The sequence below is a fragment of the Mycolicibacter minnesotensis genome (assembly GCF_010731755.1).
Classification (GTDB): Bacteria; Actinomycetota; Actinomycetes; order Mycobacteriales; family Mycobacteriaceae; genus Mycobacterium; species Mycobacterium minnesotense.
The window spans coordinates 4,211,792-4,224,047 of record NZ_AP022589.1; the positions used below are offsets into that span (position 1 = coordinate 4,211,792).

Here is a 12,256-nt window from a genome sequence, read left to right on the forward strand (position 1 = left end):
GTGCTGCCCCGCGTCCAGGAGGTACTCGACAACTTCCCCCACGAGAGAAACCTGGACGACTCGGCCCTGCGAGCGCCCACTCTACCGTCCTGTCACAGCTGACGCCGTCTCGACCCGGAGCGCCCAGCCCACCAGCGACCGCAGGTAACTCAGCACCAGCTCGTCTGGATGGGCGCGCGGATCGGTGAGATGCAGCAGGGCCAGTTCTTCCACGGCGGACAGCAGCAGGCGCATCGTCACGCCGTCGGCGTCGATCGGGCGAGCCGCCAGCCGCGAAAGCCGCCGCGCGGCGATGGTCCGTGCATAGCGACGGCCCAGTTCCGTGCGGGTCTGGAGTTGCGATGGAGCTCCGGCTGGCGGGCTCAAGATGATCCGCCAGCTGGTGGGCGCCGCGTGCAAGTAGGCCAGAATGCCCCGCCCGAGCGCGTCGGGGTCATCGGCCGGTGGGCCCTCCACACTGCGCATTCCCGCGAACGCGATCCCCGATTCGCGATCCAGAAGAGCCGACATCAGGCCGGCGAGATCGCCGAAGTTCTGATACACGACGGTGCGGGTGACCTGTGCGGCACGTGCCACCCTGTCTATGGTCACCGCGGCAAAGCCCTCGGCCGCAACGATGTCGCGGGCGTGGTCGAGCAGCTGCTCCCGCCGCTCCTGCGACGACATCCGCCGCTTCGGCTCCGGCTGGGTGCTCATGTGGAGGCCGGCAGGTTGAGCAGTAGCTCCACCGCGCGAGCAGCGCTCTGCGCCGCGCTTTCCATGGTCGCCGACCAGTCGGTACGGGTCCAATCACCGGCGAGGACCAGGCTCGGCACCGACGTGCGCTGGTCGGGCCGCAACCCAGAGGTGCCGACCACCTGCGAGAACGTGGCTTTGGGCATTTTGACCACCTGTGCGGCCACCACAGTCGCCTCGGACGCTGCCGGATAATAACGACGCAGCATGTCCATCTGCTCGGCAACGATCTGCTCGTTGGACCGGTGGATCTGCTCGTAGGCGCCGCTGGTGGTCAGGCAATACAGCCAGGCGCCGTTGGGGTCGCGGCCCTGCATCCGCTGCCGGTCGAACACCTCGTCTATGACGCCCGTGCCGCCGATCACCGACTCCATCGCCGCTTCGGTGCCCAACGGCCGGTCGAGGTACAGGTTGGTGCTCACGATCGGCGTGTAGTGCAGCTTTTCGGCAGCAGCGTAAATTTCGGCGTGCTCGGGCAGATCGTCGAGCAAACCCGCGATATTGGAGTTGGGCACCGCGCACACCACGGCGTCTGCCGCCAGCTCAGTACCGTCCGCCAACTGCACAGCGCGAACCGCATTGTTCTCCACCACGATTCGCCGGGCCACTGTGCGGTAGCGGACCTCGACGCCCAGCCGGTCGAACACCTCGAGCGCACCCGAGATGTAGAGGGTGTCCAGATCGGTGGTGGGGTAACCGATCGTCACCGCACTGCGGTGACGCAGGCCAAGCCGGATCCCCGTGGCAAGAACATCGGCAAAGACCTTGGCCGAACCCCGGTCCACCGGCTCGGCGGCGATGCCGAGCGCGAGCCAGTCCCACACCGCCTCGCGGGCTCGAGCGGGCATCCCGACGCGGCTCAGCCACTGGTCTGTACTCAGGTCAGGCAGATCGGCGGGCTGGAACAGCGCCTCACCGGTCAGCCGCACCGTGGCGACCGCGGTTCGCAGCCGGTCGAGCAGGCCGGCATCGGGGTGCGGACCGAACAGGGTCCGCATCGCGCCCAGTCCGCGCGTCAGCATCCGGGTGCTGGCACCGCCGGGCCAGCGCAGTGTCCCGCCGGTCGGAAACTCGACCATCGAACGGGTACCGACGCTGGTCAGATACCGGAAGAGATGGTCATAGCCGCTGGCGATCACATGCTGACCGTTGTCGGCGACGTCGGCGATTCCCGGGACCTGCATGGCCTGGGTGCGTCCACCGAGCCGTCCGCGCCGCTCCAGCAGGGTCACCTTCTTGCCCGCCTCGGCCAACCAGACCGCCGCAGCCAACCCCGCCAGGCCACCGCCGATCACCACGTACCGTCGATCGTCCATGCCACCAACCCTTCCGAGTAACTTACGAATCGTAAGTTACTGGGAGGGCGCCCGGGCGGTCAACGCCTCCGGCAGACCTGGTCACCCAGGAGGGGCAATCATTCCCCACCGGCGGCGAGGAAGGCCGCCACCGCATCGACGATCCGGCTGGCCATCAGGGTCTTGGAGCCCGATTCCAGGGCGGACTCGGTTCCGTCCGCGGCCAACAACCATCCGTCGTTGTGGTCGACCTCGAACGCTCGGCCATCGCCGACCGCATTGACCACCAACAGGTCACAACCCTTGCGGCGCAGCTTCGCGCGGGCGTGGAACAACACGTCGCCGTTCTCATCGCCGGTCTCCGCGGCAAAGCCCACAATCGCCCGCATGTTGGGCAGCTGGCCATCGGTACGGGCACGCACCGCGCCGGCCAGTACGTCCTCGTTGCGGACCAGGTCGATGGTTGGGGGCTGGTCGTCCTCCCCCGGACCCTTCTTGATCTTGGCCGGAGCCACCCGCACCGGGCGGAAATCGGCTACCGCCGCGGCCATCACCAGCACATGCGCCTCCGGGGCGTGCTTGACGACCGCGTCATGCAGCTGCTGAGCAGAGCTGACGTGAACCACGTGGACTCCGGCCGGATCTATCAGCCCTGCCGTGTGCGCGGCGATCAGAGTCACTTCGGCGCCACGCTGGGCTGCCACCCGGGCGACGGCGTAGCCCTGTTTGCCCGAACTGCGGTTGCCGATGAATCGGACCGGGTCGATGGGCTCGCGGGTACCGCCCGCAGTCACCAGGACCTTCTGCCCAGCCAGATCATGCGGCAGCGCGTCGGCCCGCTCCAGTAACAGCGACGCGAAGGTGTTGATCTCTTCAGCTTCGGGCAGCCGCCCAGCGCCGGTGTCGGCACCGGTCAGGCGGCCGGAGGCGGGTTCGAGCACAACCGCGCCGCGTTGCCGCAAAGTCGTGACATTGGCGACAGTCGCCGGGTGTTGCCACATCTCGGTGTGCATCGCCGGAGCGAACAGCACCGGACATCGGGCGGTCAGCAGCGTGGCGGTCAGCAGGTCGTCGGCGCGGCCGGAGACCGCGCGGGCCAGCAGGTCTGCGGTCGCAGGTGCCACCACGACCAGGTCGGCTTGTTGTCCCAGCGCCACATGGGGTACGCCGGGTACGTCGTCGAAGACGCCGGTGTGTACCGGCTGGCCCGACAACGCCTCGAAGGTGGCCGCGCCGACGAACCGCAGCGCGGACTCGGTGGGGACCACGCGTACGGCGTGTCCGGCCTCGGCAAGCTGTCGGACCACGGTGCACGCCTTGTATGCGGCGATGCCTCCGGCGACACCGACGACGACCCGTTTCTGGCCCACCGGTATGACCCGCCCTGCCCGGCTCGGGCTATTCGCCTTCGGTGTATTCGAGCAGGTCGCCGTGGATCTCGCGCAGCGCGATCGACAGCGGCTTCTCCTGCAGACCAGGCTCGACCAGCGGGCCGACGTACTCAAGGATGCCCTCGCCGAGCTGGTTGTAGTAGTCGTTGATCTGCCGCGCCCGCTTGGCCGCGTAGATCACCAGGGCGTACTTGCTCGAAGCACGCTGCAACAGCTCATCGATGGGCGGGTTGGTGATGCCGAGAGGCGTGTCGTAACCGCCGATCAACGCCGGGTCGAACTCGTCGGCGTCGGTCACCACGGCCGAGTCGATCTGCGAGGTACTCACGAAGGACAATCTCCTAAAAGCTCATCTGGCTGGGGCGGGTCGCGCCTGCTGGTTTTTCGTCCGGGTAAATCAGACCGCGCCCGGTGCGGTATCCACCAGCAAGGATACCAATTCTGAGCAGGCGGTTTCCAATCGAGTGTTCACCACGACGGTGTCGAAGTCTCCCTGCGCCGCCAACTCGGTACGTGCGGTGGCCAGTCGGCGCTGCATAACCTCTTCGGTTTCGGTGCCACGACCGACCAACCTGGCCTGCAGCGTCTCCCAGTCCGGCGGGGCGAGAAACACCAGGAGGGCCTCCGGCAGCGCCTTCTTGATGGCCCTGGCGCCGGCCAGATCGACCTCGATCAGAACGGGCCGACCGGCGTGGGTGGCCTCGGCTACCGGTGCCGCTGGGGTACCTGAGCGCTGTAGCCCGCCGTGAATGTCGGCCCACTCCAGCAACGCGTTCTCGGCAACCAGCCGGTCAAATTCGGCCGGGGTGACAAAGCGGTAGTCGACGCCGTCCACCTCCCCGGGCCTAGGCGCCCGGGTGGTGGCCGACACACTGAAGTACAGATCCGGCACCCGCTCTCGCAGGCACCGGACCACGCTCGACTTACCGACCGCGGATGGGCCGGACAGCACCACAACGCGTCCCGCGTGCCTGCCGCCCGGCCCTCCACCGGTTCTCACCGCCGGGTCAGGAGAAGTCGAACTTCTCCAGCAGCGCCTTGCGCTGCCGGTCGCCCAGGCCGCGCAGCCGGCGGGTGGGGGCGATCTCCAGCTCGGTCATGATCTCCTGCGCCTTGACCTTGCCAACCTTGGGCAACGCCTCCAGCAGAGCAGACACCTTCATCTTGCCCAGGACCTCATCGGTCTCGGCGTCCTTGAGCACCTGCTTGAGGTTGGTGCCTCCACGCTTGAGCCGGTCCCGAGCTCCGCTCGGGCCCGACGTGCGGCCGCTGCCTTCTCCAACGCGGCGGCGCGCTGTTCGTCGGTCAACTGGGAAGGGCCACGATTCCTCCGTCTCGTCATCATCGACAACGTCGATGTTTTCCTTGTCCCGGCCAGGTACTTCGGCCAGAGACGACGACCGTACCCACGCCGTCTGACGAAATCTAACCCCACCCCCCCGTTTCCGGCTACAAATGCCCAGCGTATGGGGTTTGGGCGCGGCGAGCTCCGACCCGGGTCCGCGACGTTCCATCCACCCTGCCCGAGGGAGCCGCCGGCTCTGCCGGCCTGAACCGAAAAGCCGCTCTGAACTAGCCTTTTGGCCGTTTTCGCGAGCCGGATGGGATGCGCCGCCATGGCCGCCGCGGCAGCCGCCACGAGCCGACCGGAGCCTGCAGCAATGACTTCGCCCCTCATGGCGTGTCGGGCGTGTCGAGGTACCGCAAGCCGACCCCGGCACGCTCGGCTGCCCTCGTTCATCGCCGCCGACCAGCGGACCCGCGCGCGGGGATCGACACCACATGGCCAGCAATATCCCGCCGCCGCCGATGATGCCGCTAACGGGATTCGGCCGCGAATCCCGACTCCCGGGCTGACAGCAACTATTCAGGGAGTTTCTACATTTGCGCGACCGAAGTCGTAGTTAAGCCGCCTAATGTCGCGACCAGGTGGACAGTCCACCCGGGGGTATTTATGGGGGGTACGACTATGAGCATTTCCGCTGAATACCGTCTAGGTAGAGAAAGTGGGAATTCATGACGAACACGACAGTGGGCCGTACTGGCCGGTGGGCACTGGCGGCGGCCGCAGTGTTGGCCTTTGGCGGTTTCGGGATCGGAGCAGCCAACGCTGACCCCAATGATGGAATCACCGGCGGCGCCGGCAACAACGGCGGGGTGAATGTCAACATGGGCCCCGTCGGCGGCGGATTCAATACCGGCAGGAACGGCGGCTTCAACTTCGGCCCGAATGGAATCGGCGCAGGCGGCGGCCAGAACAACAGTGCCAACGTCAACATGGGCCCCTTCGGCGGCGGCATGAATGTCGGCAGGAATGGCGGCTTCGACTTCGGCCCGAATGGAATCGGCGCAGGGGGCGGCCAGAACCACGGCGCCAACGTCAACATGGGTCCCTTCGGCGGCGGCTATAACGCCAACACCGGTGGCGGTGCCAACGTCGGCCCGAACGGCGTCGGCGGCGGTCAGAGCAATGGCGCCAACGTCAACATGGGTCCCTTCGGTGGCGGCTACAACGCCAACACCGGCGGTGGCATCAACTTCGGACGCTAACCGGCCGGCCAGGGCCTGCGTGGGCGCCCCAACGGGGCCCTACGCAGGCCCTGTTGCGTTGCGCTGAAGGGGAAGGGCGGCCGTGACGGCTATTCCCCAGCGGCCAGATAGGCCACGGCGTCACGCAGCCGCTCAGCCGCGGCCCGCAATGCCTCGACGTCCGGTCCGGCCCGCAACACCTCGCGGGAGACCGCCGGCAGCAAAGTCGCGGAGGGTGCCCCACCGAGACCCGCCAGCGCTTCGGGACGGCCACCCTGTGCCCCGATGCCTGGAATCAGCACCGGCCCGCCCAAGGCACTCAAATCGGGGACCTCGGCCAGCGTCGCACCCACCACCACCCCGATCGAACCCGGTCGCTGCGCTGCTGCGTTGGCTTCCGCAACCGCATCGACGATCGTCTGCGCTACGGTCCGCCCGTCCGCGTCCCGGGCGCGCTGCACACTCGCACCTTCAGGGTTTGACGTCGCTGCCAGCACGAACACGCCCCGGCCATACTGCGCAGCGGTCTCCAGCAGCGGCTGCAGCGACCCGAAGCCCAGGTAGGGCGAGGCGGTGACCGCGTCGGCGGCCAACGGCGACTCACCGGCCCATGCCGCCGCATAGGCGGCCATGGTCGACCCGATGTCACCGCGCTTGGCGTCGGCCAGCACCAGCACACCCGCCTCGCGCAGCGGCGATGGTGCGCTCCAACACGGCGAAGCCCGCCGAACCGTACGACTCGAAGAACGCCACCTGCGGCTTGACGATCGCGAACCCGGCGAACGCCGTCACGCATGTCTCGCTGAACCGTGCCAACCCGTCCGGCGTGGCGGGCAAGTCCCACGCGGCCAGCAATTCGGGTGCGGATCGATGCCCAGGCACAGCGGCCCGCGGGCCGCGGTCGCCTCGGCCAGGCGGACGCCGAATCCCCCGGTCCCCCCCGGCCCGGTAGCCACTACTGCCCGCCGAGGGTGCTGTGCAGTTCCTGCAGGGCGCACCCCGATGTCGCCCCGGATGCCGGCCTCGATGCCCTGCACCGCCGCGGCCGCCCCCTGGACGGTGGTAATGCACGGTATGTTCACGCTGACCGCTGCCGAACGGATTTCGTAGCCGTCCACCCGTGGACCGGAGTTGCCGTACGGGGTGTTGATCACCAGGTCCACCTCACCGGCCCGAATCGCGTCCACCGCGGACAGGGCCGGTCGCTCGGGACTGGGCTCCTCAAAGTTCTTGCGCACCACATCACAGGGAATGCCGTTGCGGCGCAGCATCTCCGCGGTGCCCTCTGTTGCCAAAACCCGGAAGCCCAAGTCCGCGAGCCGTTTGACCGGGAAGACCAGTGAGCGCTTGTCGTGATTGGCCACCGACACGAACACGGTGCCCTGAGCCGGCAGCGACCCGTAGGCGGCGGTCTGGCTCTTGGCGAAGGCGGTGCCGAAGTCGCGGTCGATGCCCATCACTTCGCCGGTGGACTTCATCTCCGGGCCGAGCAGCGAGTCGATACCGGAGCCGTCCTCGCGACGGAAGCGGTGGAACGGCAGCACCGCCTCCTTGACCGCGATCGGGGCGTTCGGGCCCACGGTGGCCCCGTCGCCCGAGGCAGCCAGCAGGCCCTCCGAGCGCAGCTCGGCGATGGTGGTGCCCAGCATGACTCGTGCGCAGGCCTTAGCCAGCGGTACCGCGGTGGCCTTGGACACGAACGGGACGGTACGGCTGGCCCGCGGGTTGGCCTCCAGCACGTAGAGCACGTCGTCTTTGAGGGCGAACTGCACATTGAGCAGGCCGACCACCCCGACACCGTGGGCGATGGCCTCGGTGGCGCGTCGCACGTTCTCGATGTCGCTGCGCCCCAGGGTCACCGGCGGCAGCGCACGCCGAGTCACCGGAGTGGATGCCGGCCTCCTCGATGTGCTCCATGATGCCGCCGATGTAGACCTCGGTGCCGTCACACAAGGCGTCGACGTCGATCTCGATGGCGTCTTCCAGGAACCGGTCGACAAGCACCGGATGTTCGGGCGACAGCTGGGTGGCCCGGGTGATGTAGCCATGCAGGGTCTCTTCGTCGTAGACGATTTCCATACCCCGCCCGCCCAGCACATACGACGGGCGCACCAACACCGGATAGCCGATGTCGGCGGCAATCCGCTTGGCCTGCTCGAAGGTGGTGGCGGTGCCGTACCGCGGCGCGGGCAGGCCGGCGGTGGTCAGCACATCGCCGAACGCGCCGCGGTCCTCGGCCAGATCGATGGCTTCGGGGCTGGTGCCGACGATCGGTACTCCGGCGTCGGCCAGCCGCTGGGCCAGCCGCAACGGGGTTTGCCCGCCGAGCTGCACGATCACGCCAACCACTCCGGGGCCGCCCTGCCCGGACTGCCGCTCGGCGTAGTACACCTCGAGCACGTCCTCGAACGTCAGCGGTTCGAAGTAGAGCCGGTCGGCGGTGTCGTAGTCGGTGGACACCGTCTCGGGGTTGCAGTTGATCATCACCGTCTCGAACCCGGCCTGGCTCAACGTGATCGCGGCATGCACGCAGCTGTAGTCGAATTCGATGCCCTGCCCGATCCGGTTGGGGCCCGAGCCCAGGATGAGCACCTTGGGCTTGCTGTCCTGCGCCGCTACCTCGGTCTCAGCGGCAGGATCCAGTTCGAAGGTGCTGTAGTGATACGGCGTCTTGGATTCGAACTCAGCCGCGCAGGTGTCGACGGTCTTGAATACGGGGTGGATGCCCAGCCGGTCCCGCAGCAGCCGCACCCCGTCCTCGCCGGCCAGCTCTGGGCGCAGCACCGCGATCTGATGATCCGACAGACCGCTGTACTTGCAGCGGCGCAGCAGGTCCGCGTCCAGCACCGGTGTGTCGATGACCTCCGCACGCAGCGCCACCAGGCCGTTGATCTGCTCGACGAACCACGGGTCCACCCCGGAGGCCTCGGCGACCGTCTCAACACTGGCGCCCAGTCGCAGCGCCAGCTCGATGTCGTACAGCCGACCCTCGGTGGGAACCCGCAACCGCGCCAGCACATCCTCGGCGGTGCCTTCGGCATCCGGCTTGGTCCAGAACCCGGCACGATCGGTCTCCAGCGAGCGCATCACCTGCCGAGTGACTCGATGAAGTTGCGGCCCAACGACATCGCCTCACCCACCGACTTCATGGTGGTGGTCAGCCGCGGGTCAGCGCCGGGGAACTTCTCGAACGCGAACCGTGGCGCCTTGACCACCACGTAGTCCAGCGCCGGCTCGAAGCAGGCCGGGGTCTCCTTGGTGATGTCGTTGATGATCTCGTCGAGGGTGTAACCGATAGCCAGCTTGGCGGCGATCTTGGCGATCGGGAAACCGGTCGCCTTGGATGCCAGCGCACTCGATCGCGATACCCGCGGGTTCATCTCGATCACGATGAGCCGGCCGTCTCGGGGGTCGACAGCGAACTGGATGTTGCAGCCGCCGGTGTCCACCCGACCTCACGCAGAATCGCGATGCCCAGGTCGCGCATCTTCTGGTATTCCCGGTCGGTCAGCGTCATTGCCGGGGCGACGGTCACCGAGTCACCGGTGTGCACGCCCATCGGGTCGACGTTCTCGATCGAGCAGACCACGACGACGTTGTCGTTGCCGTCGCGCATCAGCTCGAGCTCGAATTCCTTCCAGCCGTAGATGGATTCCTCGATCAAGACGTTGGCTGTCGGCGAGGCGGCCAGGCCGTCACCGGCCATCCGCTCGACCTCTTCGAGGCTGGCCGCCAGCCCGGATCCCAGGCCGCCCATGGTGAAAGAGGGGCGAACGACCACGGGCAGCCCGAGTTCGGCGACGGTGTCGGTGACCTCGGCCATGGTGTAGCAGACCCGGGAACGTGCCGACTCGCCGCCGACCTTGGCCACGATGTCCTTGAACTGCTGGCGGTCTTCGCCGCGCTGGATGGCCTCGAAGTCGGCGCCGATGAGCTCCACCCCGTAGCGCTCCAGCACCCCGTGCTCGTGCAGTGCCACCGCGGTGTTCAGTGCCGTCTGGCCGCCCAGGGTGGCCAGCAGGGCGTCGACTTTATTGCCGCGCTCGGCCTGCTGGGCGAGCACCTTTTCGACGAACTCCCAGGTGATGGGCTCGACGTAGGTGTTGTCGGCGTATTCGGGGTCGGTCATGATGGTGGCCGGGTTGGAGTTGACCAGGCTCACCTGCAGGCCTTCGGCTTTGAGCACCCGGCAGGCCTGGGTCCCCGAGTAGTCGAATTCACAGGCCTGGCCGATCACGATCGGTCCGGAACCGATCACCAGCACGTGGCGCAGGTCGGTACGGCGCGGCATTACTTCTCCCCTGCCATCAGGTCGACGAACTGGTCGAACAGGTATTCCGCGTCATGCGGTCCGGCGGCGGCCTCCGGGTGGTACTGCACCGAGAACGCCCGGCCGTCAGCAAGCTTGACGCCCTCGACGACTCCGTCGTTGGCGCAGGTGTGGCTGACCACCGCCGGGCCGAAGTCGGTGTCAAAACGCTGGCCCGCTTCACCTTCGAGGGCGAAGCCATGATTCTGCGCGGTCACCGCCACCCGGCCCGTGGCGTGGTCAATCACCGGGATGTTGATGCCGCGGTGGCCGAAGGTCATCTTGTAGGTGCCCAGCCCCAGCGCGCGGCCAAGGATCTGGTTTCCGAAACAGATTCCGAACAGCGGGATTCCCGCGCCGAGCACCTCGCGGGTCAGCGCGACCATCGCCTCTGCGGTGGCCGGGTCCCCGGGTCCGTTGGACAGAAACACCCCGTCTGGCTTCAGCTCGGCGATCTGAGCGAAGTCCACCGACGACGGCAACACATGGCTGCGGATCCCGCGCCGCGCGAAATTGCGCGGCGTGTTGGTCTTGATGCCCAGGTCCAGTGCGGCGATGGTGAACCGATGTGGCCCATCGGATTCCACGATGTACTCGGCGTCCGTGCTGACCTCCCCGGCAAGGTCGGCGCCCAGCATCGACGACTGCTCGCGGACCCGCTGAACCAGCTCTTCCGGCCCGGCCAATGCGTCGCCGGAGAACACCCCGGCCTTCATCGAGCCGTGACTGCGCAGATGGCGGACCAAGGTGCGGGTGTCAACGCCGGCGATCCCGACGATCCCCTGGCGCACCAGCTCGTCGTCGAGGGTCCCGGTGGCCCGCCAGTTCGACGGCCTCGGCGACGGATCGCGGACCACATACCCGGCAACCCAGATCTTGTCGTCGCGGCTCGCCGTCCTCCCGGTTCCAGCCGGTGTTGCCGATCTGTGGGGCGGTGGCCACCACGATCTGCCGGTGGTAACTGGGGTCGGTCAGCGTCTCCTGGTAACCGGACATTCCGGTGGAGAACACCGCCTCACCCAGGGTCTGGCCCAGTGCCCCGAACGGTCTGCCGGTGAAAGTCCGGCCGTCCTCGAGAACCAGCACCGCTCGCGCGTTCATCCTTGGTGTTCCTCTTCTTCAGCCAACGGCTGTGCTCGGCGCGGTCGTCCGCCCGGCCGGTGTCGATCTCAGTGCCCGACGGCAGCCGCCAGCGAATCGCCAGCACCCCGTCATGGTTTCGGGTGGGGATAGTGCGCCCGGCGATGCCACGTTCGGCACGAACCGCGATCACCGCGTCCTGCGGGATCCAGATGGGTCGGGCGCCGCTGCGCTGCACCATGATTCCCTCGGGGTAGCGGGTCAGCACCGCCTTGGTCCGATAGCCCAGGTCTCCGACCACCACCCGGTCATTCCACTTCGGAGCCAGGGTGCAACCGGGTACTGCCCACGGGTGGCAGCCACGGTGGGCGCCCCTACCGTGTCGGGCACGGTCGGCAACGTCCCGATCAGTGCGTCCTGCAACTGGCCGCGGTACCGCCAGCCGCGCATCATCAGCCGGATCACCACGCCGATCAGCACGGCGAGCACAAATGCGAAGACCAGCGAGCCGATCAACGTGGGGGTGTTCATGCCGGACTCTTCCCGTCCCGGGCGGTGATCCGGCCGCGCAACAGTGTTGCGGTGACGGTCGCGGGCAACGTCATCTCCTCGTACGGCGTGTTGTCCGAGCGGCTGGCCAGCTGTGTCCCGGCGACGACCCAGGTCGTGTCGGGGTCGACCACCGTCACATTGGCCGGCTCGCCCACTTCCAGGGGACGGCCCTGGTCTGGCAGACCGACGATCTGCGCCGGACGCTCGCTCATCACCCGGGCCACGTCGCGCCAGGTCAACAGGCCGGTCTGCACCATGGTCGCCACTACCGACAGCGCGGTCTGCAGACCGAGCATCCGGGCCGGGCTGCGGCGAACTCGCAGGTCTTTTCGTGCTCGGCGTGCGGGGCATGGTCGGTGGCCACA

7 protein-coding genes and 5 pseudogenes are annotated in these 12,256 nt (G+C 67.7%); 1 reads left to right on the forward strand and 11 read right to left on the reverse strand.

Annotated features, from left to right (window positions below; all coding sequences use genetic code 11):
- Positions 1–81: 81 nt before the first annotated feature.
- The 6 genes and pseudogenes from G6N09_RS19370 to mihF all read right to left on the reverse strand — a co-directional run bounded on the left by G6N09_RS19370 (position 82) and on the right by mihF (position 4,763).
- Complete coding sequence (locus G6N09_RS19370) at positions 82–696, reverse strand: TetR/AcrR family transcriptional regulator (RefSeq protein WP_083024791.1); 615 nt, start codon at positions 694–696, stop codon at positions 82–84.
- On the reverse strand, positions 693–2,051 hold the full coding sequence (hpnE, locus tag G6N09_RS19375; RefSeq protein WP_083024794.1) for a hydroxysqualene dehydroxylase HpnE: 1,359 nt from the start codon (positions 2,049–2,051) through the stop codon (positions 693–695). The genes G6N09_RS19370 and hpnE overlap by 4 nt, the downstream gene beginning before the upstream one ends.
- Before the next feature lie 98 nt (positions 2,052–2,149).
- Positions 2,150–3,400 carry a bifunctional phosphopantothenoylcysteine decarboxylase/phosphopantothenate--cysteine ligase CoaBC gene (gene coaBC, locus G6N09_RS19380; protein WP_083024796.1) on the reverse strand — a complete coding sequence of 417 codons (1,251 nt, stop codon included), beginning with the start codon at positions 3,398–3,400 and terminating at the stop codon, positions 2,150–2,152.
- Positions 3,401–3,428: 28 nt separating this feature from the next.
- Positions 3,429–3,749, reverse strand: coding sequence for a DNA-directed RNA polymerase subunit omega (gene rpoZ, locus G6N09_RS19385; RefSeq protein WP_083024799.1), 321 nt, complete (start codon positions 3,747–3,749; stop codon positions 3,429–3,431).
- 69 nt (positions 3,750–3,818) lie between these two features.
- Positions 3,819–4,421, reverse strand: coding sequence for a guanylate kinase (gene gmk / locus G6N09_RS19390; protein ID WP_083024801.1), 603 nt, complete (start codon positions 4,419–4,421; stop codon positions 3,819–3,821).
- Positions 4,422–4,428: 7 nt separating this feature from the next.
- Positions 4,429–4,763: pseudogene (mihF, locus tag G6N09_RS19395) on the reverse strand (integration host factor, actinobacterial type).
- A 674-nt stretch (positions 4,764–5,437) separates the two neighbouring features.
- Here mihF and G6N09_RS19400 point away from each other — a divergent pair.
- Positions 5,438–5,971, forward strand: coding sequence for a hypothetical protein (locus tag G6N09_RS19400; RefSeq protein ID WP_083024803.1), 534 nt, complete (start codon positions 5,438–5,440; stop codon positions 5,969–5,971).
- An 89-nt stretch (positions 5,972–6,060) separates the two neighbouring features.
- On the opposite strand, the pseudogene pyrF reads toward G6N09_RS19400, so the two are convergent.
- The 5 genes and pseudogenes from pyrF to G6N09_RS19425 all read right to left on the reverse strand — a co-directional run bounded on the left by pyrF (position 6,061) and on the right by G6N09_RS19425 (position 12,187).
- Positions 6,061–6,906: pseudogene (gene pyrF / locus G6N09_RS19405) on the reverse strand (orotidine-5'-phosphate decarboxylase).
- A pseudogene (carB, locus tag G6N09_RS19410) lies at positions 6,906–10,241 on the reverse strand (carbamoyl-phosphate synthase large subunit). Before carB ends, pyrF begins: the two co-directional pseudogenes overlap by 1 nt.
- Positions 10,241–11,360: pseudogene (gene carA, locus G6N09_RS19415) on the reverse strand (glutamine-hydrolyzing carbamoyl-phosphate synthase small subunit). The pseudogenes carB and carA overlap by 1 nt, the downstream one beginning before the upstream one ends.
- Positions 11,275–11,870 (reverse strand): annotated as a pseudogene (locus tag G6N09_RS19420) (PH-like domain-containing protein). Before G6N09_RS19420 ends, carA begins: the two co-directional pseudogenes overlap by 86 nt.
- The gene (locus tag G6N09_RS19425; protein ID WP_179959820.1) at positions 11,867–12,187 is read right to left on the reverse strand and encodes an amidohydrolase family protein; all 321 of its coding nucleotides are present in this window, start codon (positions 12,185–12,187) and stop codon (positions 11,867–11,869) included. Before G6N09_RS19425 ends, G6N09_RS19420 begins: the two are co-directional and overlap by 4 nt.
- Positions 12,188–12,256 lie beyond the last annotated feature (69 nt).

What these genes read in the sequence shown, in the direction of transcription:
- G6N09_RS19370 (WP_083024791.1), bottom strand. Translation starts at nt 696, where the DNA reads ATGAGCACCCAGCCGGAGCCGAAGCGGCGGATGTCGTCGCAGGAGCGG.
- hpnE (WP_083024794.1), bottom strand. Translation starts at nt 2,051, where the DNA reads ATGGACGATCGACGGTACGTGGTGATCGGCGGTGGCCTGGCGGGGTTG.
- G6N09_RS19400 (WP_083024803.1), top strand. Translation starts at nt 5,438, where the DNA reads ATGACGAACACGACAGTGGGCCGTACTGGCCGGTGGGCACTGGCGGCG.
- G6N09_RS19425 (WP_179959820.1), bottom strand. Translation starts at nt 12,187, where the DNA reads ATGCTCGGTCTGCAGACCGCGCTGTCGGTAGTGGCGACCATGGTGCAG.